Raw genomic sequence first — 26,608 nt, 5'->3', positions numbered from 1 at the left:
AACAAACGCGGGCGAAGCTAAAGTCTCCCCTTCCGGGGGAGATTTAGAGGGGGCTATATGCTTGGCGCCCCCTTAACTTAATGACATTGGGCCTTAAGCTCGCAAGCCAGTATCCGTTCCTATCCCTAATGCAGCTCGATTCACAATGTGCGGTTGTCATGCTGGAGGCACTCGAAGCATAAGGCTGGCCTACCAAGGTTTCCAAGTGCGGTTGTCATGCAGGTACTAAGTGCGGCTGTCATGCTGAGGTACTCGAAGCATAAGCGCAGGCCCCACCGAAATATTTTCATTACCTTCAAACTTAAATGAACCAATACTTTGTCTACATACTGCTTTGCAACGATAACTCCTATTATACTGGCATCACCAACAACCTCGAAAGGCGCATCCAAGAACATGAAAACGGAACCGATCCATCATCATACACCTGCAAAAGGCTTCCTGTCAAATTAGTGTTTCATGAGCCATTTACAGATATAAACCAAGCCATCGCTTTTGAAAAACAAATTAAAGGATGGAAAAGGTCAAAGAAAGAAGCCATCATCAATGGCGATTGGCATTTGCTTCCTGAATTATCTCTCAGGAAAAAATAACATCCGTTGTGGCCTTTGCCCTTATGCTTCGAGTACCTCAGCATGACAACGCTCTTTTGTGCCGCGTAATGAGATTATATTGAATATTGAAGTGCGCAAAGGGTGTCATACTGAGGTTCTCGAAGTATGAGGGCAGGGCTTTACGTTTATGCTTCGAGAGCTTCAGCATGACAACGCTCTACCGTTCGTTCACTACTGGGTACGGACAATGCGGACAAGTTAGATATGTACTAAATGTTTTGAACGTTGTAAAGAATTATTTAACCGGTAATAAGTTTAACTGTCAATTCAGTTATATATTTTACAAAAACTTCTTTTAAAATATCCAAACCAATTATCTGTGTTTTACTCCAAAGTAGGGGATTGCCACACTTCGTTCGCAATGACGGTAGGTGATGAGGCCACCGCACCGCACTTCGAGAACCTCAGTGTGACAGCCGACCGTTTACACGTCTCTGTAAAAAGGGATTGCTATAAAAAGTTTTGTCATTCTGAGCGGAGCGAAGAATCTGTACGGTGTAAACTACTTTACAGATTCTTCGTCCCTCAGAATAGCAATTTTAATAGTGGGTAATCAATTATTATCGTTAACCAATAAAGTTAATAAAGCAGCAATTACCATCAACCCACCCCCAACTTCTACAGCTAATAAGCGATCGTTATTTAGTAAATGCGACATTATCCAGCCAAAAAACAGGGAGGCTAAAATTTCGGGCAACACAATAAAGAAATTAAATATGCCCATGTAAATGCCTATCTTGTTTTCAGGCAAACAGCCACCGAGCATAGCATACGGCATTGATAATATACTTGCCCACGCAATACCTACGCCAGTCATCGACAGGTAAAGCATATTGGGCTGATGAACAAAGCCTACTGATATTAAGCCGATTGCCCCGGCAATTAAACACAGCATGTGGGTGTATTTTCGCCCCAATTTTGATGCGATGTACGGGAGGAAGCATAACGCGAAAACAAAAGCAACTACGTTGTAAAAGGATAAGGTAAGCCCTGCAAATTCTATCCCTTTGGTATATAATTCATCTTTTTCACTCAGGGCGCCAAATACATTACGGGCAACGGCAGGCGAATAATAAAACCACATGAGGAACAAGCCTGGCCATGTAAAAAATTGCACCAAAGCCAATTGCTGCATGCGTTTAGGCATGGTTATAATGGAATGAACTATCTCTTTAGCCCCGGCACCAAAGCCTTTCCTTTCTTCTTTAGTTTTTTGTCGCTCGGTTAAATCAGCCGGAGGGTATTCGTTGGTCGTGATTATGGTATAAAGTACTGCTGAGATAAACGCGAACGCGCCAATGTAAAACGAATACCTAACCGTTGCAGGTATAGTACCGGCAACCAATTGGTTATGTACATTAAACCAATGTGCCATCATCCACGGCAATGCCGATGCTACAATAGACCCTAATGCTATAAAAACACTTTGTGTGGCAAAACCCCTGGTACGTTGTTCGTCGGGTAGCTTATCAGTAACAAAGGCACGAAAGGGTTCCATGCTCACATTTATGGATGTATCCATTATCCACAACAACCCGGCGGCCATCCAAAGTGTGGACGACTGCGGCATTAATATTAAAGCGATTGTGCTTAAAATTGCTCCAACCAAAAAGTAGGGGCGTCTACGGCCTAAAATGGGGTGCCATGTATGGTCGCTCATGTAACCTACAATAGGCTGTACCAATAAACCGGTTAGGGGAGCGGCCAGGAAAAGCATAGGTATTTTATCAGGCTTGGCACCAAGGTATTCATAAATGGCGCCCATGTTGGCCATTTGCAAGGCCCAGCCAAATTGTATACCTAAAAAGCCGAAGCTCATGTTCCATATCTGCCAGAAGGATAATCTAGGCTTGGGAACGTTTCCGATTTTTGACATAATTTATTATTTCAATAGTTTATTAATTGGTACGTTGGTTCAATAGTTATTAATTGGTATAGTCTGATCCCTAATTTATAGAATTCAGGTTCAGACAATTTCCAGCAGTAATCCGCTTGTTGCCGGAAGCGTTAAGTTTACGCCGTCTAATATATTATTTACTTTATAATTTGTTGTACTTAGCAGATCATTAAATTGTGCTGCACCACTAACTTTTATTATTTGCAGCAGATCATCAGGTAGTTTCACCGTAATATTTTGCTCGGAACGGTTAAAATTGGCAACCACTAAAACCCGTTGACTATCCGTATAACGCAGGTAAATATATAAACGTGTATTAAAGCCGGGTTGGTTTTGGTTAGCCACCATTAATTCGTAAAACTTGCCTATGCGCAATCCTTCGCTGCTGCGGGTTACGTTTAATAATTTGGTATAAAAGGCATGAAGGTTTTTTTGATCTTCGGATAATTGGCCGCCATCGTAATTGCCGTTGTTCAACCATTTCTGATGCTCGGGTACGCCGCAATAATCAAAAATACTGGTTCGGGTATCACTACTGAATCCCATGGAACGCCCGGCAGGCTCGCCAACTTCCTGACCAGAATAGATCATCACTGGGCCGACGTTTAAAGTAGCCGTAACAATCATACCGGGTACAGCCAACCACGGATTACCAGCGAAAACAGGATTAGCAATGCGCTCTTCATCGTGGTTCTCTAAAAAGCGCAGCATATTCGCGTCCATATTAACGCATTGGTGGTTCCACACGCTGTTGATGTCCCACGTAGTGGCATTATTCTCGTTGCGGATGAGTTTCTTTAAACCATCATACAAACCAACTTTATCGTACAGGTAATCAAACTTACCATCAAAAATATGGTGACGGTATTGCTCAACCTGATAAGTCTCGCCCAAAAAGATAAGATCAGGATAGGTAGCTTTTAATTTAGGTATCAACCATGCCCAAAACTCAACGGGCACCATATCAATCATATCACAACGGAAGCCATCAACACCTTTTTTTGCCCAATAGGTCAGAATATCAAACAACTTATTCCAAAGCGGCGGTACTGGGTCGAAATAGGTTTTTTGATTATCCAGATAATCAACCCCATAGTTAAGCTTAACAGTTTCGAACCAATCATTTATAGACGGCGATGCACTAAATACATCATTGCCGGTTGCTTTGGCTGGGTTCTCATCAAATTTACCATCCTTTAACAGGCTCTGAAATTCATCGCCACCGGGATTGTAGCCTTGAGGCACGTTGAATGCCTGCCCGCTTATGTAGTAAAAATCATTTTTTGGGTCGAAGGATTTGGTAGTATCATCATTCTCGCCAATATCCTTAACGCCTTCCGGTTTACTATCCGAAGTGTAAGTGCGCGATACATGGTTGGGGATAAAATCGATAATTACTTTTAATCCGGCATCATGTGTACGTTTAACCATGGCTTCAAACTCGGCCATACGGTTAGCAACAGCCAGATCAGGATCAACATCATAGTAATCCTTCACAGCATATGGTGAACCCGCCCGACCCTTCACCACATCCGGATCATCGGTTTTGATGCCGAATTTAGAATAATCTGTCATGGTAGCATGTTCGATTATCCCCGTATAAAAAATATGGGTAGTGCCTAAGGCTTTGATAGCCGAAAGGGCCTTTTCGTTTATATCATTAAACTTACCGCAACCGTTTTCTTCGATGGAACCGTAGTATTTATTGGTGGTATTAGTATTGCCAAACAAGCGCGGCAATAGCTGGTATATAATGAGTTTGTTATCTGTGAAGGATGATGATCCCATGAATTTGAAGCTTATTATGTATTTGATTCGGAGCGATCCTTAATTACTTTAAGAATGTTTTGCTGAATATCGCGCATGATCCATACCGCCCAAATATGGGCGTAAAAATTAAAAGTAGTGTGTAGCTTAAAATTGCTGTATAAGCGCAACTTATACAGGCCGCTTCCCTCAGGCTCAAGAATATAGGTGCCATTTAATACATCAAAATATTCGCCGCCTATAACAATGTGTTTATCCATTGTGGTTGATGGGATGGTATATGGGTCTGCGTGAATGGTAAAGGTCATCAACTTAAAAGGCTCGTAAGCTGTTACCTGTTCGTCAAATATCAACCCCTTGTCGAATATTGCTTTGCGTTTACCACCTACAGCCTCTGTATCCAACACGGCTTGTATTGGCCTTGGGAAACCCAGGAAACGGGTAAAATAGGCGCTATCTTGTTTTTGTTTGATGGCTCTTACCCGGGTAACGTTCCCCCAAATTTGTTCTTTGCTGGCATGGATTTCTATTTCGGTATAAGCCTTATAAGTGGTTGACGAACTTCCCGCCAGATTTTCAAGGGGAACGATCATGAAAGGTAGTAAAACTATTAACGAAAGTTGGATGCCGTTATTTCGATTGTTAGTCCATTCCCGGTATTTGTGGGCAAAATATCCCCCGAAACTTGCTGATACTAAAAACACCGGCAATGCCATCATCCAGCAAGCCCACCCCTCGGTATTAAATAAAAGAGTTATAACTAAAAGCCCAAAGATGGAGATCCACGGTGTGAAGATGGAGATCGTAACATTCTCTAACTCCTTCTTTTCCGCAAAAAACACGGTAATAAAACCCATAATAAAAGGCACACCAAACAAAAAGCCAATGCTCATTGATGAGGTGAAGGAACGGAAAAAGGATATTTCAAATACTATCCGGAATAAAAACCCCACTAATACCGCAGCTCCTACACCAATCAGTAACCACTTTTGTTCTTTCATTTTATATAGATACCTCGCTATTGGCTTTTACCGGCGATTGCTTATCATCAACCAAAATAGTGGCCTCAATATCCGAAAGATTTTTAACCAATACGCCTTCCTTGCTCACTTTAATATTGAGCAATGCACCACGGAACCCAATATTAAATGAGAACGATTGCCATTTGCCCGGCAAAAATGGCCTGAACGATAGCTTGCCATCGCGTACACGCATACCGGCAAAGCCTTCAACAACCGTCATCCAGGTTCCAGCCATGGAGGTAATGTGGCAGCCATCCTCCGTATCGTTATTATAATCGTCCAGATCCAAACGGGCTGTGCGCAGGTAAAATTCGTAGGCTCGGGCTTCATCGCCCAGTTTAGCGGCTATAATAGCGTGTAGGCATGGTGATAACGACGATTCATGAACAGTCCTCGGCTCATAAAAATCATAATTCCTGCGGATGGTTTCAATATCGTACTGATCTTCGAAGAAATAGATCCCCTGTAAAACATCAGCCTGTTTAATAAAGCATGAACGCAGTATCCTGTCCCAGCTCCATTTTTGGTTCAGCGGGCGATCGGATGCGGGCAGGTCTTTAACCAAAATCTGTTCCTTATCCAAATAACCATCCTGCTGCATAAATACCCGGTGTTGTTCATCATACGGGAAATACATATTCTCGATGATGTGGATGAACTTGCCTATTTCATCCTGTTCGTTAAAGTTAAGTTTAGTGACTAATGCCTTGTATTTGGCTTCATCCAAACCTTTAACTTTTTCAATAACCTCGGTGGTATATTGCATGCACCAGCAAGCTAAAGTATTGGTGTACCAGTTATTATTTACGTTATTCTCGTACTCGTTAGGGCCGGTAATACCCAGCATAACGTACTGCTGCTTAACCTCCGACCAGCTAACCCGTTGCGACCAAAACCTGGCAATCCCGATCAATACTTCCAGTCCGTAATCCACCAAATAACTTTCATCAGCGGTGTAGCGCACATAATTAAATATCGCATAAGCCATAGCGCCGTTGCGGTGTAGTTCTTCAAAGGTAATTTCCCACTCGTTATGGCATTCTAAGCCGTTGATGCTCACCATAGGATATAGCGCAGCACCATTTCCAAAACCCAGCATGGCGGCATTTTCATAAGCCTGCGGAAGCTGTTTGTATCGATATAATAACAAGTTTTTAGTCACTTGTTGTTCTGCGGTCGAAAGGTAGAAAGGCACACAATAAGCCTCGGTATCCCAATAAGTAACGCCTCCGTATTTTTCGCCGGTAAAGCCTTTGGGGCCGATGTTCAGGCGATCATCCTGACCAGTATAAGTCTGGTTCAGTTGGAAAATATTAAACCTGATGCCCTGCTGCGCTGATGCATCGCCCTCAATAATAATATCGTTATGTTTCCACTTTTCAGCCCAGGCATTGGCTTGTTCGCTCAACATGGTATCGAAACCTTTTTTGCTTACGCGATCTAAGGTTTCTTTCAGCTTATCAGCCAATTGCTCAACCGGGTGGTTTTGTGAAGATAGGTTGGCCGCGTACTTAAATAACGTAATAGCCTGACCCTGTTGTGCCTGCAATTCCACTTTAGCGCCTATATATTTTTCTTTTTCTATAGATTCAGCCGATGCATTAACCACTTCTTCATTTTGGATAATGTAGTACAGCATACCCGTAACCACATCAAAACCTGTTTTTTTGGTGCGCAGATGTACTAGACAGCCATTAGTAAAAGATTCTTTACCAATCTCGTCCCAAAACTTTTCATCGTAATTGGCATCCTGGTTTACTACATCACCATCAATAAAAGGAGTTAGGGTAATGCTGCCGCTGAAGTTTTTTGGGGTGATGGTATATTTAATAACCCCTGCCTCGTCATCAACCATACTGCAAAAGCGGATGGACTCAACCTCAACTTCTTTCCCGGCACTATTTTTAGCAGTGAAATTACGTTTCAGATAACCTTCCTGCATATTCAACTCCCTGCGAAAACTGCTGATCTCGCATTTAGCCAGATCAAGTTGAATACCGTCAATCACCACATCAATGCCTATCCAGTTGGCAGCGTTAATCACTTTGGAGAAATACTCCGGATAGCCATTTTTCCACCAGCCCACACGGGTTTTATCATTATAATAAACGCCGGCTACGTAATTGCCTTGCAGGGTTTCGCCGCTGTATGCTTCCTCGAAGTTAGCACGCTGCCCCATTCGGCCATTACCCAGGCTAAATATACTTTCGGATACCTTATTATGATGAGGATCAAAGCCCTCTTCAATAATATTCCACTCGTCTATTTTAATGTAGTCTTTCATTGCTATCGTGTTAAAAACATGTCATTGCGAGCGCAGCGTGGCAATCGTGAACTATGCCTGATCGATTTGCATGGTTCGCGATTGCTTCGTCGTTCCTCCTCGCAATGACAAGAGTATTAGGTTATTCTTTTTTATAATTCTTTCAATTTCTCCAAACTCATTTTATCCAAGCCGCTAATCACTAAATTAGCCTCGCCCAAAACCTCTGGCGAGCCTATGCCCACTGCTTTCATTCCGCCTGCTATGGCTGCTTCAACGCCTGCAATGGCATCTTCAAATACTACACACTCAGCAGGTGAAACGCCTACTGCTTCGGCGCCTTTTAAAAACACTTCCGGGTCGGGTTTGGCTTTGGTAACCTTGTTGCCATCAATCACGGCATCAAACAAATCAACAATATCCACCTTCTCCAATATCATCGCCGAGTTTTTACTGGCCGAACCCAATGCCGTCTTTAATCCCGCAGCGCGGCAAGTCAATAAAAACTCCTTTGCGCCGGGTAATATTTCGGCGGGTGTCATGTGACTGATCATATCCACATACCACGTATTTTTAAGCGTAGCCAACTCTTCCTGCTCGGCAGGCGATTTACTGATGCCACCCCATTGCAATATCAATTCCAAACTGCGTGTGCGGCTAACACCTTTAAGTTTCTCGTTTTGTTCTTCAGTAAAATCAAAACCAAGTTGGTTGGCCAGGCGTTTCCATGCTTTGTAATGGTAAACCGCGGTGTCAACAATTACACCATCTAAATCAAATATGCAAGCTTTTATAGTAGTCATTATCAATATGTACAATTGACACTAAGGTATGGTTTTTTAATAACCCGTCTAAGATAATTTACAAATATTGATTCGGTGGGATTGTTCAACGGTTAGTTTGGGGTGGGAGCGGGGTGTGAGGTGCCGGAGAGGGCGAACGAAATGATTTCTAAAACCTTACTGTCATTGCAAGGAACGAAGCAATCTCTATGCTATACAGAGAAAACCTACAAAGCCGACTTATCTATGTAGAGATTGCTTCGTTCCTCGCAATGACGCTTAAACACTCAAGTGCAGCAAAATTGGGGAAGTTAAACATGAGCGCAAAAAAGGTGTTAAAAAAATAAATTATATTTACCCAAATAATACCTTCCCTCTATCAAAATGCGATTATATTTAAAAATTACCTGTTTAAGTTTATTAACATTAATTATAGCAGGCTGTAAAAAAGACCCTAAAGGCTCAAAAACAGTTGATGTATATGTATCCGGCATTGCCAACGGTAAAGCAACCTATTGGAAAAACGGTGTAGCAACACAATTGGGCGACGGAAATTCAATTGACGGGAAAATTGTAGTAAGTAATGGTGATGTATATGTCTCTGGAGGGGTAGAAACCGGGCAGGGTCCATCCGCTTTTTATTACAAAAACGGTACGCGTATTGATTTAGGTGCCGGTGAAACGTACGCTGTTGCTGTGAACGGAACAGATGTTTACCTGGCAGGGATGGTTTTAACCCCCAATGGATACTCAGAAGCTGCTTATTGGAAAAATGGCCAGTTAATTAATTTAGGAGTTGGCGGCGATATTTATGCAATTACGATAGTAGGAAACGACATTTATATGGCAGGCGAAACAACCAACGATATGGGAGGCAATTTAACAGCAACATATTGGAAGAATGGCGTTGCCACAACTTTAGGATTTGGGACAGCCACTTCAATAGCTGTTGCAGGAAATGATGTATACGTATCTGGCTTTAACAGCGATGCCAATGGCATGGCAGATGGCTACTGGAAAAATGGAACATTCGTCCCTATTGAAAATGCTCTCGATGGGACTATTTATGATATAAAGGTATCCGGTAATAACGTTTACCTTGCAGGCTACATCACCAAAGGAGCTGGAATGTACGCTACGCTCTGGAAAAACGGTGTAGCAACAAGTTACGACGAATATACAATAGCCTACGGATTGGCTGTAAATGGAACTGATACTTATATGGCGGGTAGCGATATACAAAAACCACCCGGAAATGTCCAATTTGCCTACTCATGGAAGAATGGCGCGCCGTCTGTTTTGTCAAACACCGGCCTTAATTATGGAAAATCTGTGTTTGTTGTCTCTCACTAATTACCCCTCTCATATTCGAGTGTGAAAGATTAGTTGGGGTGTGAGCGGGGTGTGAGGGTACCGGAGCAAGTGAACGGAATGACTTCTAAAACTTTACCGTCATTGCGAGGTACGAAGCGATCTCTATACTCTGTAGAGCGAACCTGCAAATCAGAATCCCCTCTTTACGCCGCAGGCGAAGAGAGGGTGGTCGAGCGCAGCAAGACCGGGTGAGTCAATGAAGCGGAAGCTTTGGGCGTTGCCTCCGGCCCGGGCTTTCCGCTCATACTGCACAGGCATTAACCACGGGCCGGTATCCGCTCCACTCCCTAACGCGGAAAATAAAATGCAACTCACCCGCCTTCCGCCGTAGGCGAATGGAGGGTCGACCAGCGAAGCGTAGTCGGGGAGGGTAAAGCGAAGCGCGCAAGAGCAAATTAACTAACCACCTTGTCATTCTGAACTGAGTGAAGAATCTTCTTAGAGCGAAAAGCGAACACGGAAGGCCGATATGCATATCGAAGAAGATTCTTCGTTCCTCAGAATGACAATCTATTTTTATATTCAACAAGTGTAACAAGAGCTTACTAAGGACAAGAAAAGCACAAGTCCACCGTTAACCGCCTAAAACCGGCATCGTCTGGTTCGGCAACCACATCAGACGTTAAAGCACAAACATTCAAAGAAGCAGGCGCAGCCGGGAGTTTATTCACAGTTGTTTGTTTTTTTGATGGTGTTCATGAGATCGCTGCGCTAGGTTTCTTTGGTTACTTTTCTTTTGCGGAAAAAGAACGGCGGAGCCCTCTTGAGATCCTTTGAAAACAAACAACCGAAAAAAAGTGGCGACTTAGCGTCAGCGATACCATAGACAGGTATACAACATAACAACTCAATCAACCACTCACCAAAAATCTCTCATTAACATACACTACAGAATAACGTAACAATTTGATAATCTGAATTTTTCGTGAAATAAGCATGATATCGATTTCTTTGATTAATAAACTAATTAATCACTATTGCTCACCCAAAAAATCAAATTATGCTCCATGTATTAAGTGCAATCACCCTGCCGCTACTCGGCGAGGTTAATTTAAGCACGTCGCTGCTAATTGTTTTTGCTATTTGTTTACTGGCGGTTGTCGGCTTTGAGTTTGTTAACGGTTTTCATGATACGGCGAACGCTGTTGCTACGGTTATCTACACCAAAGCACTAAAACCTGTTTATGCTATTCCGTGGTCAGGTACCTTCAATTTTTTGGGCGTATTTTTAGGCGGTGTGGCTGTAGCCATGGGCATTTTAAAGCTACTGCCTTTGGATGAATTAATGAAGCTGCCCGTGAGCGTGGGCGCCTGTATGGTGCTGGCGGTATTGCTGGCCTCCATCGTATGGAACTTAGGTACATGGTACTTAGGTATCCCTTGTTCCAGCTCGCATACTTTAATAGGCGCTATGATTGGCGCCAGTATAGCTTTTACCTGGTACTACGGTGGTGCCGGTGTAAACTGGGATAAGGCAAAAGAAATTGGTTTATCGCTGATCTTATCACCGCTGATCGGTTTTGGTGCAGCGGCGGGGTTGATGTATCTGTTGATCCACGTGATCAAATGGAAAGCGCTGTTCCACATCCCTGAAAGTGAAAATGATACCCCGCCAATATTGATCCGTTTATTGCTGATCACTACCTGTACGCTGGTAAGTTTCTTCCACGGCAGTAACGATGGGCAAAAGGGTGTTGGTTTATTAATGCTGATACTGATTGCTTTTCTACCGGCAAAATTCGCGGTAAACCATGAAGTATCAAGCGATAAAACGCTGGCATCGTTAAACAGAACCGAGCTGGTACTGAGCCATGCTACCGCATCGGATGCAGCAGGTAAAACCTTAATTTTAAGTACTGATTCAGCGATAGATAAAACTAAGGCGGCATTAGCAAGCAGCAACCCGGCAGATAAAACCTATAAATTCCGCAAGCAGATAAAAAGCGCTGGTAAAGATGTAACTGCAATATTAGCTGCACAGGATATTAAACTGGTAAACCAGGATAGGGCAACGCTTACAGAAACCTCAAAAGATCTTACCAGTCTTACCGATTTCGCGCCGATATGGGTAATTGCGACTATATCAATATCTTTAGGTATTGGTACCATGGTAGGCTGGAAACGTATTGTAGTAACCATCGGTGAAAAAATAGGCAACCAGCATTTGAATTATGCGCAGGGTGCAAGTTCGGAGTTGGTAGCTGCCGCAACTATAGGCTTAAGCAGCAGCTTTGGTTTACCGGTGAGTACCACGCACGTACTATCAAGCGGTATAGCCGGATCGATGCTTGCATCTGGCGGGGCGGGTAACCTGAATAGTAAAACGTTAAAAAATATAGCTTTGGCATGGGTATTAACTTTGCCGGTTGCTATAATTTTAGCATTTTTATTATTCCTGTTCTTCCACTTATTTATTTAATGCTTTAAAGCAAATTCACTTAAAAATATTGAAAAAATGAAACAAATACTTGTTGCTACAGATTTTTCAAACAGCGCAGCCAATGCCATGGAATATGCTATGCACTTAGCTAAAATATTGAACATGGAAGTATGCGCAATACACGCTATCGGCCCCACCGAAGGCATCAACAATAACACTTATAATGCTATTTTTATTGATGATTACTATAACAATAAACGCCAGGCGCTAAAGGATTGGGTAGCCAAATTTACCTACGAGGATGAGTTTAAAGATATTGAAGTAAATACCGTATGTGGTGTAGGCTTCCTGAAAAATGTAATAGGCAAATTCATTGAGGAGCACCACGTTGAATTGTTGGTAATGGGTATGACCGGTTCTACCAACCTGTCAGGTATCGTTGGCAGTAACGTGAGTACCATCGTTTCAGCAGTAAAAATACCAACGCTTATTATTCCGTTGGAAAGCAAGTTTTCAGGTGTGCCGGTTATTACGCTGGCTACTGATTATGAAACCAGGCTATCAGCCGATGATGTAAATGCTTTGAATGAGATGGTTGAAGCCTTCGGATCGAAAAATATGAAGGTATTATATGTTGCCGAAAGAAAAGATTCAAAATATATCGAGGCCGGCGAAAGCAAACTGCAAGACTTAATTAAAAATGCCGAACTGGATTTTAATTACATAACTGATAGCCGCCCCTTAAATGGTATTATGCAGTTTGTGGAGGAACACCATACCGATATTTTATGCCTGGTGAAACATCACCACAACATAGTTTATCGCCTGTTTAACCGCAGCACCGTAAACCAAATCATGAACAAAACGGTAAAAGCCATATTGGTACTGCACGAATAACCACAACCTAAGTTTTATACAATTTCACAAACCATAAAGCCGCTTTCGGCGGCTTTATGGTTTTAATTAAAAGCATATTCGGGGTGAGTCAACAAAGCGCAAAAAGAATAACCATCTTTTCCCACCCTCCTTGCGCCGCAGGCTAAATGTCATTAAGTTAAGCCCCACCTAAATCCTCCCCGGTAGGGAGGACTTAAAAAAACAAACGCGGGCGAAGCTAAAGTCTCCCCTTCCGGGGGAGATTTAGAGGGGGCTATATGCTTGGCGCCCCCTTAACTTAATGACATTGGCCGCAGGCTAAGGAAGGGTCGACGAGCGAAGCAAAGTCGGGGAGGGTAAACGGAGCGCGAAAAAGCAAATTAGCAAAGGCGCTTTGTCATTCTGAGTATAGCGAAGAATCTGTAAAGTAGTTTGCACCTGTATAGATGCTTCGTTTCTCAGCATGACAAATCATTTTTATAAAAAACTCATTTGAAAAGAAGCAAACCTCATCTTTCGAACACCTATAGTATTTTCGCCGCACCGCCAAACAAATAACAGCGTAATCACTCAAATAACTTAATTGTATTTGGCACAATTATAGACTTATTATTAAAATAGATAATTTGTATATTGCGTATAACTTATATGCTAAAACGTGTTTATTGTAGCTAATTGATTTAAATGGAAGAGAATATACTTAATACAGATTTGTTACTCAATAGGTTAGTTGAAGAAGATGAACCATTTCATCACGTAAATAATCCTGCTGCCGATATAAAGCCTGTTATAAAAAAATACCTCGGTATACCCAATAATGCCGAAAAAACGGGGAATAAAATCTACTTTAGTGATGGTGATGCCAAAGTTGAGGTAACTGTTGTTACCGATGAAATTATTCGGATCCGCTTGGCGCCACATGGTGTTTTTCTGGAGGAATTCTCCTACGCGGTTCCCAAATTGGAGCACCAGGCACCTGAATTTGAGTTGTTAGAAACAGAAACAGAATTTTTAGTTTCAACACGTGTGGTAAATTGTCACATCCGCAAAAAAGATTTCTTTATTTCTTTTTCTGATAAAAATAACCACGTAACCAGTGCCGATGCCGTACCAATGCATTGGGAAGAAAACGTAAAATTTGGCGGTTACTACGTGTTCTGCACCAAAACCTGTCAGGCAGAAGAAAGCTTTTTCGGCTTAGGCGATAAACCAACCGAATTTAACCTGCGCGGAAAACGCTTAAAAAACTGGAATACCGATGCCTATTCATTCGCCTGGAACCAGGATCCGCTGTACCGCAGCATCCCGTTCTATATCAGCTTAAATGAAGATATATCACACGGTATCTTTTTTGATAATACTTTCAAGGCCCAGTTTGATTTTGGTGCCGAGGATAAAACCAAAACCAGTTTTTGGGCCGATGGTGGAGAGTTGCAATACTATTATATCCATGGTCCGCATATGATGGATGTGGTAAAAAGCTACCACTTGTTAACAGGTACGCACCCAATGCCGCCAATGTGGGCATTAGGTTACCACCAATGCCGCTGGAGTTATTATCCCGAGGCAAAGGTTAAAAAGATCACCAGGGGATTCCGCGAAAATAAGATTCCATGCGACGGTATCTATTTAGATATTGATTATATGGACGGCTACCGCTGCTTTACCTGGAACAACAAATACTTCCCTGATCCTAAAAAAATGATAGCCGAATTAGCGGCTGATGGTTTTAAGACCGTAGTAATCATTGACCCCGGTATCCGTGTGGATGATAATTACGAGGTATTTAAAGAGGGTAAAAAGAACCACTATTTCTGTCGCCGCAGCGATGACTATTTTATGGAGGGCCACGTGTGGCCGGGCCGTTGCCAATTTCCTGATTTTACCAATCCCGAGGTTCGTACCTGGTGGGGTGGCTTGTTTGATGAGCTGGTGAAAATAGGCGTTGCCGGTGTTTGGAACGATATGAATGAGCCGGCCGTTTTCGGCGCGGGCACTTTCCCGGATGATGTCCGTCACCAATACGATGGTCACCGTGGATCGCACCGCAAGGCACACAATATCTATGGTATGCAAATGGTACGCGCCACCTACGAGGGCTTGCGCGCCATCATGAAAAATAAACGCCCTTTTACCATTACCAGGGCGGGTTACTCCGGTGTGCAACGCTTTTCATCCGTGTGGACGGGTGATAACGTAGCAAGCTGGGAACATTTAAAATTAGGTAATATCCAATGCCAACGCTTATCCATCTCAGGTATTTCTTTCTGCGGAACAGATATCGGCGGCTTTAGCGGCGAACCTGATGGCGAGCTATTTACCCGCTGGATACAGATGGGCACATTCTCCCCATTTATGCGCGCGCACTCCGCCGGTGATACCAAGGAGCGCGAGCCATGGAGCTTCGGCGAGCCGTTTACCGCAATAAACCGCAAGTTTATTGAACTGCGTTACAGGTTGATCCCGTATTTATATTCTACCTTCTGGGAACACCACCGTTATGGCTTCCCGATATTAAGGCCGATAGTAATGCAGGAGCAGGATGTGTTGTTGAATCATTTCCGCCAGGATGAGTTTACTTATGGTGATAAAATATTGATCTGCCCGGTATTAGAGCCCGGTCAAACCGACCGTAATGTATACTTGCCAAAAGGCAGGTGGTATAACTTCTGGACAAATGAATGTGTAGATGGTGGCCAGGAAGTAAACGTACTAACACCACTTGAAACTATCCCGATTTTTGTAAAAGCAGGTTCCGTTATCCCCGAATACCCGGTAATGCAGTATGTGGGCGAAAAGGAAATAACCGAAGTGAAACTGAATATCTATTACAGCGATTACGAGGTAAACTCCTTCCTGTTTGAAGATTACGGCGAAACCTTCGCTTACGAGCAGGATATTTATTTAGAGAAAAAATTTGTAGTAAGCGGTGACGCAAAAAGAATGCTGATTGAGCAAACTATGGAAGGTTTATATACCCCACGTTACGATGGTTATCACTTTAACATAGCAGGTCTGCCATTCAAACCCTACAAAATTGTAGCCGATGGCAAAGAAATAACTGAATACTCTATCGACAAAAACAAAAACCTCGAGTTTAATTTCAGCAAAAACTTTAAACATATAGAGATTTTAAAGGGATAGGTTTTAGTTCCCCTCTTGAGAGAGGACGCATCAGGAAAGAGCGATAGCAGGGGTGTGTTTCTCCATCATAAAAGAAACAAAAAAGAAATATCAGTGCAAAAGGGTGTGTTTTTTAAATAAATAACACACCCTTTTAATTTTATTGTTAATACCAATTAAACCAAAGTATATACATTGCAGCTTAATTGCTTGCAAGGGCAATTATTAATAAATTATGTTGCAAAAGCATTATAGCTATTGAGCATGGTATATTTACGGTAAAATTTTACTTAAACTAAGCCGCGAGGCAAACCTAATATGGCCAAAAAGAAAGTTGAACCATCAAGCGAAGAAGTAGTAAAAAAAGTAACAACTAAAAAAGCTGCGGTCGCTAAAACCACAACCACAACCGAAAAACCTGTAAAAAAGGCATCTGTAAAAAAAATAACTACCCCCGAAGCCGTTGAAACCACGACATTAGAGCGGGTTGAGCCATACAGCCGTTTCACTGAATTTGATATTGGTCTGTTTCAATCGGGCAAGCACTATAAGCTTTACGAAAAATTTGGCTCGCACGTGGTTGAGCATAAAGGAGTGGTTGGTACATACTTCGCTGTTTGGGCGCCCAATGCGCAATATGTGGCGGTTACCGGCAACTTTAATTATTGGGACAGGGGCACACACAAACTAAATCCGCGCTGGGATTCATCCGGTATTTGGGAAGGTTTTATCCCCCATATTGGTGTTGGCGAGGTATATAAATATTTCATCAAATCATCAACCGGCGAAGAACTGGAGAAAAGTGATCCTTTTGCCCTGCGCTGGGAATTACCGCCAAGCACAGCATCCATAGTAGTTGATACTTTTTACGAATGGAAAGACCAGGACTGGATGGCTACCCGTTATCAGCATAATGCATTAGATAAACCATATTCCGTTTACGAAATGCACATAGGTTCATGGGCGCGTAACCCCGAGAGCCCTGATGAATTTTTAAGCTACCGACAGTTAGCCGAAAAATTGGTGCCTTACATTACCGAAATGGGCTTTACCCACGTAGAGTTTATGCCGATAATGGAGCACCCATACTATCCAAGCTGGGGCTATCAGATCAGTGGCTTTTTTGCCGCATCATGCCGCTATGGCACACCGCAGGACTTAATGTTTTTGGTGGAAGAACTGCACAAAGCAGGCATCGGTGTAATACTGGATTGGGTTCCTTCACACTTCCCCGGCGATGCACACGCGCTGTACAATTTTGATGGTACGCACCTATACGAGCATGCCGATATGCGCAAAGGCTTCCATCCCGATTGGAAATCATACATATTCAACTACGGTCGTAACGAAGTTCGCGCGTTCTTAATCAGTAACGCCTTATTTTGGCTTGATCGTTACCATGTGGATGGTTTACGTGTTGATGCCGTGGCATCCATGCTATATCTCGATTACTCCCGTAAGCATGGCGAATGGGAACCCAATATTTATGGCGGAAACGAGAACTTAGAAGCCATATCATTCCTGAAAGAATTTAACCAGGCGGTTTATGCGCACTTCCCCGATACGCAAACTATTGCTGAGGAATCAACATCCTTTACAGGCGTTAGTCGCCCGGTGTATACAGGCGGCTTAGGCTTCGGTATGAAATGGATGATGGGCTGGATGCACGATTCCATCAATTATTTTGAGGAAGACCCGATCAACCGTAAGTATCACCATAATGTGATCACTTTCAGCTTGATCTATGCCTTTACCGAAAACTTTATGCTGCCTTTCTCGCACGATGAGGTAGTTTATGGCAAAGGTTCCATGCTACGCAAAATGCCCGGTGATGAATGGCAGCAATTTGCCAACCTGCGCCTGCTATACAGCTTTATGTTCACCCACCCGGGCACAAAACTACTATTCATGGGTGCAGAATTCGGTCAGGGTACAGAGTGGAATTTCCAGCAATCATTGGAGTGGTACGTACTGCAATACCCTAACCATAATGGCATAAAAGAGACAGTTAAAGCCCTGAATAAACTTTACAGATCAGAACCCGCGCTTTACGAAAAAGGATTTGATTATACAGGTTTCGAGTGGATTGATGGTGGCAATACTAATGACTCCATCCTGGTATACGCCCGCAAAGGCTACAACCCCGATGACGACCTGGTAGTGGTACTAAACATGACCCCGGTTATCCGTCACGATTTCCGTGTAGGTGTTACCCAGGCAGGTGACTGGAAAGAGATATTTAACTCCGATGCGGAAAACCTATGGGGCAGTGGTGTGTTAAATTCAAACCCGGTAAGCAGCGAAGCGATAAACTGGCATGGTCGTGAAGATTCGGTCAACATAACTATACCGCCGCTGGGCGCTTCTATATTTAAAAGAGTAAAAGCTACTAAAGATGTCCCTAAAAAGTATGAATTAAAATAGTAATTATCCCCTTTGTCATTCTGAGCGCAGCGAAGAATCTGTACAGTGTAAACTACCTTACAGATTCTTCGCTGCGCTCAGAATGACAAATTTGAATGACTCAATGCCCCAATGACAGCAAAGCAAATGACAATTTAAAATGAGCAAGCAATACGTTTATCTATACTTTATCGGCGGCATGATCGCCATCGGCGTCTTCATTTTTGACCTTGTAACCATAACCGCCGCAAAAATGACAACCGGCAGGTGGGCGCTCGATATCGGCCCTATCATCCTGTTCCTATACCTCTGCTACAAAACATATCACGAGAAAAAAGATCAGGAATTAATGTAGTTGGAGAGCTAAAAGCCCACAACTGGTTTCAGTTTAAAGCTGAAACCCCAGATAATAACAGTTTGTAACTGTCAACCGTAAATAACAACGCAAGTCAATGACTAAATGAGCCAATGACAGCGCAGCAAATGACTACCTGATCCAAAGTCTATCCAACATAAAAAACACAGCAAAAACAACGCTGGCAATCCCGTTGGTAGTCATAAAAGCAAAGTTAACCCGACTCAGGTCGTTAGGTTTAACTAATAAATGCTGGTAGATCAGCATCGAACAAAAGAAAGCGATCCCAATAAAGTAGGGAGGCCCTACATGCGTATAAAACACCGGCATAATCACAAATATGGCCGATAGCACGTGTAAAAAGGTAGATAACCTCAAAGCATTCATCTTACCCAGATAAGCCGGGATGGAATGCAACTGTTCGTGCACATCAAAGTCAATGTCCTGCAAGGCATAAATAATATCAAAGCCGCTAACCCAGCACAATACTGATAGCGAAAAGAACACCGGCGTAGCCGCGAAATGCCCGGTCACCACCAAATAGGCGCCGATAGGAGCCAAAGCCAATCCCAACCCTAAAACCAAATGACAAAGCGCTGTAAAACGTTTGGTAGCGCTATACCCCAGCACCACAAACAAAGCCACCGGTGAAAGGAAAAAGCAAAGCGAATTAATAAACCACGTAGTACCTATAAACAGCAAGCAATTGACAATAGTAAATGTTAAAGCCGATCTCGCGCTGATCCTGCCTGAAGGTATATCACGCAGTTTAGTCCGTGGGTTTTTAGCATCAATATCACGGTCCAGGTACCTGTTAAACGCCATCGCCGAATTTCTAGCGAAAACCATACACAAAACCATCATTACCAATTTCAACCAGTCAAAGCGGTACTCAGTGGTGGTCACCGCCAAAAAAAAGCCAATAAAAGCAAAAGGCATAGCAAAAATGGTATGCGTAAATGTTACTAATGATAGATATTTTTTCATTTTGTAATTGTTCAATATTCTAAAATCGACCTTGTCATTTCGATTTATCCGCCTGTCATTTCGACCAGAGGGAGAAATCTTCTTCACCAAGCAAATCCGTCATGCATTCCCGCTTTGCAAACCGCAGAAGATTTCTCCCTGCGATCGAAATGACAATGCTTATTCAGAGACCTCTTTATTCAAAAAATTCCATTCCGGATTTAATGATTCAATCAAGGCGTTTTTCTTTTCCCGACGCCACTTCTTAATTTCCTTCTCCCGTTCAATCGCATGCTCAATATGACTGAAACGTTCGTAATAAACTAAATTATAACAGTAATATTTTCCTGCAAAGGTTTTCTTATCGCCTTTATTTTCCTCGTGTTCATATAGTCTTCTAATTAAATCATTTGTAACACCTACATACAATACTGTTTTCTCATAATTTGTAGTGATGTAAATGAAAAAATTATAATTCCACATTGTAATATTTTATCCCCGTTGTCATTTCAAAATTCCTACTTGTCATTTCGATCAGAGGGAGAAATCTTCTTCGCCTTGCCATTCCGCCATGCATATTCACAATGCTAATCGCAGAAGATTTCTCCCTCTGATCGAAATGACAATTTTTTAATTCTTTTAAAATTCCTCACCCCTAACCTTCGGTACCACAAACCCACTATTTATCCCCCCAATAAAGCCCAAAATCTCATCCCTTCCCATCATCGTTTCCGCTGATGTGACATAATATCCCGGTGCTTCCTCAAAAGTCTCTAACAAAGCTTTTTTAAACCTCGCCACATTCTGATCAGTTTTAATGCTCGACTGTTTATCCGCCTTGGTAAACACCAAAACAAACGACAAACCTTTTTCGCCCAGCCAATTGCAAAACTCTAAATCTATCTTCTGTGGCTCAAGTCGGCTATCAATCAAAACCATTACACATTGCAGGCTCTCGCGTTTATCAAGGTAGGAGTGGATAAACTTATCCCAATCCGCTTTTTTACTTTTGGAAGCACGGGCATAACCGTAGCCCGGTAAATCCACAATGTACCAGTTATCATTAACCAAAAAATGGTTGATCAGCTGGGTTTTACCCGGTGTTTGCGAAGTTTTAGCCAAACCTTTTTTCTGCACAAGCATATTAATAAGGCTGGATTTCCCAACGTTCGACCTCCCGATAAAAGCATATTCAGCCTTAACCGGCGGCGGCAATTTAGAAATTTGAGTGTTGCTGCAAATAAACTCGGCGGTTTTAACGATCATTGGGCAAAGATAGTAATTTAGTGATTAGAGATTAGTTAATCAGAGGTTAATCAACCCCACTCAATTCCTTACTAAACGATTACAAATATACATGTTTAAACATGTATATTTGTATATGAATTTATTATGGCGAAATTTAATTGCTAAATTCATCGCTAATCATTTTAAGAAAGCGAAATATAATTGATAGAAAGGCTATAGCCCTCAAAATATAAAACAATGGACAATTACACCATACCAGCACAAACCCGCATAGGCCATGTACACCTAAAAGTAAGCGACATCCAAAAATCATTGGATTTTTACTGCGGACTATTAGGTTTCGAAATCATGACCACCTATGGTGATCAGGCTGCCTTTATATCAGCAGGCGGGTATCACCACCATATCGGCTTAAACACCTGGCACAGCAAAGGCGCGTCACCCGCACCCGAGTATGCCCCCGGCCTATATCATACCGCCATTCTTTACCCCGAAAGAAAAGATCTTGCCGTAATATTACAGCGATTAATTGATGCCAAGTACCAAATCACCGGCGCATCAGATCACGGCGTATCCGAAGCCATCTATTTAGATGATCCAGACAAAAACGGCGTAGAGCTATACTGGGATCGCCCAAAAGAAGATTGGCCATTAGACGCTGATGGTAAATTAACTATGTATACCCGCGCGTTAGATGCAAAAGGGTTACTTGCTTTGGCTAAATAACTCAAAATTACCCCTCTTTATCGCTTTAGATCAATGTCATTAAGTTAAGGGGAATAATTTTCACCCTCTTTCCGGCTTGCCGGAGAGAGGGTCGAACAGCGCAGCGCATTCGGGGTGAGTTAACTGTGCGCCTAGTATTTGCGCTAATGCAGCTCGTATAGTTTACCCACCAAGCGATAAAAAATCATGATAATCCTTTAATCCGTTTAATCATGGTTCAGACAATAATTACCTATCTTTGCCCCAAATGAGCGAAATAATAACACCCTACCAGGATCAACAAGTTGCTAAAAAAGCCCAGGTGGCTGATATGTTCAACAACATATCCAAAACTTACGATTTCCTGAACCATTTTTTATCACTGGGCATTGATATTATCTGGCGTAAAAAAGCCATTAACGAATTAAAAAAAGATAATCCACAGCAAATACTGGATGTTGCCACCGGCACTGGCGATTTCGCGTTCGAAGCCTTAAAAATACTGAACCCTGAAAAAATTGTTGGTGTTGATATTTCACAAGGCATGCTTGACATCGCGCAGCAAAAAATTACCAAACGCGGTTTAGGCGATAAATTCGAAATCAAATTAGGCGATTCCGAAAAACTACCTTTCGAAGCCAATGAGTTTGATGCGGTAACCGTTGCCTACGGCGTACGTAATTTTGAGAATTTGGAAGTTGGGTTGGCCGATATTCACCGCGTATTAAAATCAGGCGGCAAAGCCGTTATTTTAGAATTCTCAAAACCCAAAGCATTCCCTATAAAGCAGTTATATAATTTCTACTTCAGTTATGTAACGCCTGGTATTGGTAAGCTGTTTTCAAAGGATGCAAGGGCGTATAGCTATTTGCCGGAGTCGGTTGCCGCTTTTCCTGATGGCGAAAAATTTGTAGGTTTAATGCAGAAAGCAGGCTTTAAAAATACCAAATACAGACCACTAACGTTTGGTATCTGTTCAATTTATACCGGCGTTAAATGATTAAATGCTACTTAGCTATTGTTGCCTTATTGTTTTGCAGTAATATATTACTTGCACAGGATAACCCACCCGCCTGGGGTGGGGGTGCCGATCAACGCGACCTTAGCTTTGGTTTCTCTTTTTCATACGTCGATAATTATTACAAAATCTTAAAAAAGCCTAACTGGCAAACCCCGTTTCTCGATCCTCAAAATGGTAATCAGCCGGTAACAAGCGCGGGTACAAGCATCAGTTCGCCAAATACACCGGGTTTCGCGGTTGGTTTTCTTACCCGTTACGATTTTACCGAACATTTTGAGGTTCGTTTAACGCCTTCGCTTATTTTCGCTGATCGTAACCTGGACTATACTTATGTTACCCCATCGGATAATGTTACCAAAACGGTACAAACCACCACGGTCGATTTTCCATTAGCCATCAAAATAAAATCCGACAGGCATGGCGATTTTCGGGGGTATTTTGTGGCAGGTTTAAAATATTCCTATTCAATAGGCGCCAAAGCCAATAGCGATAACACCGCTGCTTTGGTTGATCGAACGGTGAAAAACGTAGGTAGTTATGAGTCATACGAAGCAGGTGTAGGTTGCGATATTTACTTTGAATATTTCAAGCTATCGCCCGAAATAAAAATATCAAACTCCTTTGGCAATGTGCTGCTTCCCGAAGCGCAGCCCTATTCGTCACCCATCAGTAAATTATTCCTTCATTCGCTGATGATCAACCTTTATTTCGAATAGTTAGTTAAAAAAAACTAATTTCGTGCCCAGTAGTTAGTATTACCTATGGCTAAAATTGCATTAATAACCGGCGCGACCGCCGGGATAGGCGAAGCAACAGCCGAGCTGTTCGCCCGCGAAGGATATAATCTGATATTAACGGGCCGTCGTATCGACAGGCTTGATAAACTTGCAGCGCATCTTAACAAAAAATATAACGTAGAAGTTGCCGTCTCATCATTCGATGTGCGTAACCGGGATGAAGTAGTTGAAAACCTGGAAGGCTTACCTGCCAAATGGAAAAAGGTTAACGTGCTGGTGAACAACGCCGGGCTTAGTCAGGGTCTTGATCCGATCGACAAAGGCGATATGGATGATTGGGACCGCATGATTGATACCAACGTAAAAGGCTTGCTATACGTAACCAAAATTGTATCCAACTGGATGATCACCAACGGTCATGGCCATATTGTTAATTTAGGATCGATCGCCGGTGTAGATGTTTATGCCAACGGAAACGTTTACTGTGCCTCAAAACATGCGGTTGACGCGCTGAACAAAGCCATGCGTATTGATTTATTGCCACATGGCATTAAAGTTACCGTGATACATCCCGGCGCTGTAGAAACCGAATTTTCGATAGTGCGCTTTAAAGGCGATGAAAAACGCGCCAAAAAAGTTTATGAAGGCTTTGATGCCTTATCTGCCGATGATGTTGCCGAAACCATCTGGTTCGCGGTATCGCGCCCGGCACATGTAAACATCAACGAGCTAATTGTTATGCCAACCGCGCAGGCCAATGGCAGTACAATTTTTAGAAAGTAAAATAAATGTGCAGATATGCGAATATGCAGATGTGCAAATGAAAAAGTCACTCAATCAAAAATTACTAAAAATAAATGTACAGATGTGCGAATAGGCAGCTATGCAAATCATAAATCCGAAATCGTAAATCTAAAATCTAAAATCAAATGTCATTAACTACACAAATAGACCAGGATATTAAGCAAGCCATGTTAGCCAAACAAGCCGACCGTTTACGCGGTTTGCGTGCTATCAAATCGGCATTGCTGCTGGCCCGTACCGAAAAAGGCGCTGCCGAAGAAGTTACTCCCGAAGCCGAAACCAAAGTTTTGCAAAAGCTGGTAAAACAACGCAGGGAATCAGCCGAGATCTATAAAACGCAAAACCGCGCCGATCTTTACCAGGTTGAGATAGAAGAGCTGGAGGTAATCGAGGCTTACCTGCCCAAACAAATGAGCCACGAAGAAGTGGAAACTTATTTAAAAGACCTGATAGCGCGCGTAGGCGCAACATCAGTAAAAGATATGGGCAAAGTAATGGGCGCTGCCAATAAGGAGCTGGCAGGCAAAGCCGATGGCCGTACCATATCAGAGCTTGTGAAGCAATTGTTGGGGTAAGCCCCACCCAACCCTCCCCGGAAGGAAGGGCTTAAAAAAAATGAAGTCTCCCCTACCGGGGGAGATTTAGAGGGGGCTTAGAGGGGTTTTTATTTATTGATAAAAATCCTTGCAACTCAACTTCAATAAGCTATTTTTATAGCATAATAAATAGGCTGCTACTTAATTTTATTTTTTTAGCCGATGCTTAGTTTATTTTAACGTATACATTTATATGAGTTTGGTACTTAAAGAGCAAAACGGATTTAGTTTTATTGATGAGGGTGAAGGAGAGGTATTACTATTGTTGCATGGCTTAATGGGTGCATTAAGCAATTGGGAAGAGGTGGTGCATGAGTTTAAATCTCAATACCGCGTAATCATTCCTATGCTGCCTATATATGACTTGCCTTTGTTAACCACCGGGGTAAAAACCATCTCTAAGTACATACATAAGTTTGTAAAATATAAAAAATTAAAAGATTTTACCATAATTGGTAACTCGCTGGGCGGGCACGCCGGGTTAATATATGTGTTGGCACACCCTACTTTTGCAAAAGCATTGGTGTTAACCGGCAGTTCAGGTTTATATGAAAATGCTTTCGGCGGAACATTTCCGCGCCGCGAGAGTTATGATTTTATAAAGGAGAAAGTAGAGTTCACATTCTACGATCCTAAAACGGCTACAAAGGAACTGGTTGATGATGTTTTCCGAATCGTTAACGACCGCCATTCCGTAGTTAGGATATTAGCAATGGCACGTTCGGCTATACGCCACAACATGCAAAAGGATTTGCACAAAATTCATATCCCCGTTGGTTTAATATGGGGAAGGAACGATAAGGTAACACCACCCGAGGTGGCCAATGAGTTTCATGAATATCTGCCAAAATCCGAATTGATTTGGATTGATAAATGCGGGCACGCCCCAATGATGGAGCAACCCGAAGAGTTTAACAAAGCTTTAAAAGGCTTTTTAGAAAGAACAGGAATATAATTATGCTTGCAGTTGAGTTAATTGCCGATGCGCTTCCTCCTATACACACCTCTGACACCGTGCAGAAGGTGTTTGACCGTATGGTGGAGTTTCGTATAAGGCATTTGCCAATTGTAAACCAGGAGCAGTTTTTAGGCTTGATAAGTGAGGATGACCTGATCGAAGTATCCGACTACCAAACAGAGGTTGGCGCGCTGGCATTATCGCTGGTAAACCCTTACGTGTTAGAAGATCAACATATTTATGATGTTATCCGCCTGTTTCACGAGCAGCAGCTCACCATTGTGCCGGTGCTCGATATTAAAAAGAATTACTTAGGCGTAATATCCATCAATACTATGAACGAGTACTTCGCCCGCCTTACATCAGTATCGCAGCCGGGCGGCATCATTGTATTGGAGATCAATAACAAAAATAACTCGCTGGCCCACATGGCCCAGATCGTAGAATCAGACAATGCCCAGATCCTGAGTTCATACGTTTATCAGCATCCCGATTCAACCCTGATGGAAGTTACCCTGAAAGTTAATAAACAAGATATCTCAACCATAATAGCAACCTTTTTACGCTACGAGTATGATATTAAAGCCACCTTTAACCATACCGGCGATAACGATAACTCAAGGGATCGTTACGATTCTTTGATGAATTACTTAAACTTATAGCTTGTTCATTAGTTTTAATAATCATTAGTATACAAGGCATCTGAAAATACTAAAT

The 26,608-nt window shown here is 42.5% G+C and carries 22 protein-coding genes; 14 read left to right on the top strand and 8 right to left on the bottom strand.

Annotation, left to right across the window (positions count from 1 at the left end):
• Nucleotides 1-305 precede the first annotated feature (305 nt).
• Entirely contained in the window at nt 306-593 is a 288-nt protein-coding gene (locus GSQ74_RS10905) for a GIY-YIG nuclease family protein (protein ID WP_158993111.1), read from the top strand.
• 574 nt (nt 594-1,167) lie between these two features.
• On the opposite strand, the gene GSQ74_RS10900 is transcribed toward GSQ74_RS10905, so the two are convergent.
• From GSQ74_RS10900 to pgmB, 5 genes are all read right to left on the bottom strand, one after another.
• Nucleotides 1,168-2,490, bottom strand: coding sequence for an MFS transporter (locus GSQ74_RS10900; RefSeq protein ID WP_158993109.1), 1,323 nt, complete (start codon nt 2,488-2,490; stop codon nt 1,168-1,170).
• Between the two features lie 90 nt (nt 2,491-2,580).
• The gene (locus tag GSQ74_RS10895) at nt 2,581-4,299 is read right to left on the bottom strand and encodes an alpha-amylase family glycosyl hydrolase (protein WP_158993107.1); all 1,719 of its coding nucleotides are present in this window, start codon (nt 4,297-4,299) and stop codon (nt 2,581-2,583) included.
• Between the two features lie 14 nt (nt 4,300-4,313).
• The gene (locus GSQ74_RS10890) at nt 4,314-5,279 is read right to left on the bottom strand and encodes a hypothetical protein (RefSeq protein WP_158993105.1); all 966 of its coding nucleotides are present in this window, start codon (nt 5,277-5,279) and stop codon (nt 4,314-4,316) included.
• A gap of 1 nt (nt 5,280) precedes the next feature.
• The gene (locus GSQ74_RS10885) at nt 5,281-7,584 is read right to left on the bottom strand and encodes a glycoside hydrolase family 65 protein (protein WP_158993103.1); all 2,304 of its coding nucleotides are present in this window, start codon (nt 7,582-7,584) and stop codon (nt 5,281-5,283) included.
• Nucleotides 7,585-7,715: 131 nt separating this feature from the next.
• On the bottom strand, nt 7,716-8,366 hold the full coding sequence (gene pgmB, locus GSQ74_RS10880; RefSeq protein WP_158993101.1) for a beta-phosphoglucomutase: 651 nt from the start codon (nt 8,364-8,366) through the stop codon (nt 7,716-7,718).
• 363 nt (nt 8,367-8,729) lie between these two features.
• On the opposite strand from pgmB, the gene GSQ74_RS10875 reads away from it, so the two are divergent.
• The 6 genes from GSQ74_RS10875 (at nt 8,730) to GSQ74_RS10850 (ending at nt 18,856) form a co-directional block, all read left to right on the top strand.
• A complete protein-coding gene (locus tag GSQ74_RS10875) occupies nt 8,730-9,698 on the top strand; it encodes a hypothetical protein (protein WP_158993099.1) in 969 nt (322 codons plus the stop codon).
• A 1,021-nt stretch (nt 9,699-10,719) separates the two neighbouring features.
• A complete protein-coding gene (locus GSQ74_RS10870; RefSeq protein ID WP_158993097.1) occupies nt 10,720-12,138 on the top strand; it encodes an inorganic phosphate transporter in 1,419 nt (472 codons plus the stop codon).
• A gap of 36 nt (nt 12,139-12,174) precedes the next feature.
• Nucleotides 12,175-12,996, top strand: a complete 822-nt coding sequence (locus GSQ74_RS10865; protein WP_158993095.1) for a universal stress protein — start codon at nt 12,175-12,177, stop codon at nt 12,994-12,996.
• Between the two features lie 663 nt (nt 12,997-13,659).
• Complete coding sequence (locus GSQ74_RS10860) at nt 13,660-16,119, top strand: glycoside hydrolase family 31 protein (RefSeq protein WP_158993093.1); 2,460 nt, start codon at nt 13,660-13,662, stop codon at nt 16,117-16,119.
• A 297-nt stretch (nt 16,120-16,416) separates the two neighbouring features.
• The gene (gene glgB, locus GSQ74_RS10855) at nt 16,417-18,522 is read left to right on the top strand and encodes a 1,4-alpha-glucan branching protein GlgB (protein ID WP_158993091.1); all 2,106 of its coding nucleotides are present in this window, start codon (nt 16,417-16,419) and stop codon (nt 18,520-18,522) included.
• Between the two features lie 139 nt (nt 18,523-18,661).
• Nucleotides 18,662-18,856 carry a hypothetical protein gene (locus tag GSQ74_RS10850; protein ID WP_158993089.1) on the top strand — a complete coding sequence of 65 codons (195 nt, stop codon included), beginning with the start codon at nt 18,662-18,664 and terminating at the stop codon, nt 18,854-18,856.
• 132 nt (nt 18,857-18,988) lie between these two features.
• Here the strand turns inward: GSQ74_RS10850 and GSQ74_RS10845 are convergent, their stop codons facing one another.
• The 3 genes from GSQ74_RS10845 to yihA form a co-directional block, all read right to left on the bottom strand.
• Complete coding sequence (locus GSQ74_RS10845) at nt 18,989-19,843, bottom strand: UbiA-like polyprenyltransferase (protein WP_158993087.1); 855 nt, start codon at nt 19,841-19,843, stop codon at nt 18,989-18,991.
• A 159-nt stretch (nt 19,844-20,002) separates the two neighbouring features.
• Complete coding sequence (locus tag GSQ74_RS10840) at nt 20,003-20,305, bottom strand: GIY-YIG nuclease family protein (protein ID WP_158993085.1); 303 nt, start codon at nt 20,303-20,305, stop codon at nt 20,003-20,005.
• Nucleotides 20,306-20,461: 156 nt separating this feature from the next.
• Nucleotides 20,462-21,088 (bottom strand): ribosome biogenesis GTP-binding protein YihA/YsxC, encoded by a 627-nt coding sequence (gene yihA, locus GSQ74_RS10835; RefSeq protein ID WP_158993083.1) that lies wholly within the window; start codon nt 21,086-21,088, stop codon nt 20,462-20,464.
• A 219-nt stretch (nt 21,089-21,307) separates the two neighbouring features.
• Between yihA and GSQ74_RS10830 the strand changes: the two genes are divergently transcribed.
• The 7 genes from GSQ74_RS10830 (at nt 21,308) to GSQ74_RS10800 (ending at nt 26,553) form a co-directional block, all read left to right on the top strand.
• Nucleotides 21,308-21,796 carry a VOC family protein gene (locus tag GSQ74_RS10830; RefSeq protein WP_158993081.1) on the top strand — a complete coding sequence of 163 codons (489 nt, stop codon included), beginning with the start codon at nt 21,308-21,310 and terminating at the stop codon, nt 21,794-21,796.
• Nucleotides 21,797-22,043: 247 nt separating this feature from the next.
• Nucleotides 22,044-22,775 (top strand): bifunctional demethylmenaquinone methyltransferase/2-methoxy-6-polyprenyl-1,4-benzoquinol methylase UbiE, encoded by a 732-nt coding sequence (gene ubiE, locus GSQ74_RS10825; protein ID WP_158993079.1) that lies wholly within the window; start codon nt 22,044-22,046, stop codon nt 22,773-22,775.
• Entirely contained in the window at nt 22,772-23,512 is a 741-nt protein-coding gene (locus tag GSQ74_RS10820) for an outer membrane beta-barrel protein (RefSeq protein ID WP_158993077.1), read from the top strand. The genes ubiE and GSQ74_RS10820 overlap by 4 nt, the downstream gene beginning before the upstream one ends.
• Before the next feature lie 45 nt (nt 23,513-23,557).
• Nucleotides 23,558-24,316 carry an SDR family NAD(P)-dependent oxidoreductase gene (locus GSQ74_RS10815; RefSeq protein ID WP_158993075.1) on the top strand — a complete coding sequence of 253 codons (759 nt, stop codon included), beginning with the start codon at nt 23,558-23,560 and terminating at the stop codon, nt 24,314-24,316.
• A 146-nt stretch (nt 24,317-24,462) separates the two neighbouring features.
• Entirely contained in the window at nt 24,463-24,912 is a 450-nt protein-coding gene (locus tag GSQ74_RS10810) for a GatB/YqeY domain-containing protein (RefSeq protein WP_158993073.1), read from the top strand.
• A 214-nt stretch (nt 24,913-25,126) separates the two neighbouring features.
• A complete protein-coding gene (locus GSQ74_RS10805; RefSeq protein ID WP_158993071.1) occupies nt 25,127-25,888 on the top strand; it encodes an alpha/beta fold hydrolase in 762 nt (253 codons plus the stop codon).
• Between the two features lie 2 nt (nt 25,889-25,890).
• Nucleotides 25,891-26,553 carry a CBS domain-containing protein gene (locus GSQ74_RS10800; RefSeq protein WP_158993069.1) on the top strand — a complete coding sequence of 221 codons (663 nt, stop codon included), beginning with the start codon at nt 25,891-25,893 and terminating at the stop codon, nt 26,551-26,553.
• Nucleotides 26,554-26,608: the final 55 nt, after the last annotated feature.

The organism is Mucilaginibacter sp. L196, from assembly GCF_009765905.1.
Taxonomy (GTDB): domain Bacteria; phylum Bacteroidota; class Bacteroidia; order Sphingobacteriales; family Sphingobacteriaceae; genus Mucilaginibacter.
The sequence above is the reverse complement of the archived record's forward strand: the minus strand, read 5'-3'. Positions and strand labels throughout refer to the sequence as shown.

Coding starts and splice junctions, on each gene's coding strand:
- GSQ74_RS10845 (WP_158993087.1), bottom strand. CDS start 19,843: ATGAAAAAATATCTATCATTAGTAACATTTACGCATACCATTTTTGCT.
- GSQ74_RS10820 (WP_158993077.1), top strand. CDS start 22,772: ATGATTAAATGCTACTTAGCTATTGTTGCCTTATTGTTTTGCAGTAAT.
- GSQ74_RS10815 (WP_158993075.1), top strand. CDS start 23,558: ATGGCTAAAATTGCATTAATAACCGGCGCGACCGCCGGGATAGGCGAA.
- GSQ74_RS10830 (WP_158993081.1), top strand. CDS start 21,308: ATGGACAATTACACCATACCAGCACAAACCCGCATAGGCCATGTACAC.
- GSQ74_RS10800 (WP_158993069.1), top strand. CDS start 25,891: ATGCTTGCAGTTGAGTTAATTGCCGATGCGCTTCCTCCTATACACACC.
- GSQ74_RS10885 (WP_158993103.1), bottom strand. CDS start 7,584: ATGAAAGACTACATTAAAATAGACGAGTGGAATATTATTGAAGAGGGC.
- GSQ74_RS10875 (WP_158993099.1), top strand. CDS start 8,730: ATGCGATTATATTTAAAAATTACCTGTTTAAGTTTATTAACATTAATT.
- yihA (WP_158993083.1), bottom strand. CDS start 21,088: ATGATCGTTAAAACCGCCGAGTTTATTTGCAGCAACACTCAAATTTCT.
- GSQ74_RS10865 (WP_158993095.1), top strand. CDS start 12,175: ATGAAACAAATACTTGTTGCTACAGATTTTTCAAACAGCGCAGCCAAT.
- pgmB (WP_158993101.1), bottom strand. CDS start 8,366: ATGACTACTATAAAAGCTTGCATATTTGATTTAGATGGTGTAATTGTT.
- GSQ74_RS10900 (WP_158993109.1), bottom strand. CDS start 2,490: ATGTCAAAAATCGGAAACGTTCCCAAGCCTAGATTATCCTTCTGGCAG.
- GSQ74_RS10810 (WP_158993073.1), top strand. CDS start 24,463: ATGTCATTAACTACACAAATAGACCAGGATATTAAGCAAGCCATGTTA.
- GSQ74_RS10840 (WP_158993085.1), bottom strand. CDS start 20,305: ATGTGGAATTATAATTTTTTCATTTACATCACTACAAATTATGAGAAA.
- GSQ74_RS10895 (WP_158993107.1), bottom strand. CDS start 4,299: ATGGGATCATCATCCTTCACAGATAACAAACTCATTATATACCAGCTA.
- GSQ74_RS10850 (WP_158993089.1), top strand. CDS start 18,662: ATGAGCAAGCAATACGTTTATCTATACTTTATCGGCGGCATGATCGCC.
- GSQ74_RS10890 (WP_158993105.1), bottom strand. CDS start 5,279: ATGAAAGAACAAAAGTGGTTACTGATTGGTGTAGGAGCTGCGGTATTA.
- GSQ74_RS10860 (WP_158993093.1), top strand. CDS start 13,660: ATGGAAGAGAATATACTTAATACAGATTTGTTACTCAATAGGTTAGTT.
- glgB (WP_158993091.1), top strand. CDS start 16,417: ATGGCCAAAAAGAAAGTTGAACCATCAAGCGAAGAAGTAGTAAAAAAA.
- GSQ74_RS10805 (WP_158993071.1), top strand. CDS start 25,127: ATGAGTTTGGTACTTAAAGAGCAAAACGGATTTAGTTTTATTGATGAG.
- ubiE (WP_158993079.1), top strand. CDS start 22,044: ATGAGCGAAATAATAACACCCTACCAGGATCAACAAGTTGCTAAAAAA.
- GSQ74_RS10870 (WP_158993097.1), top strand. CDS start 10,720: ATGCTCCATGTATTAAGTGCAATCACCCTGCCGCTACTCGGCGAGGTT.
- GSQ74_RS10905 (WP_158993111.1), top strand. CDS start 306: ATGAACCAATACTTTGTCTACATACTGCTTTGCAACGATAACTCCTAT.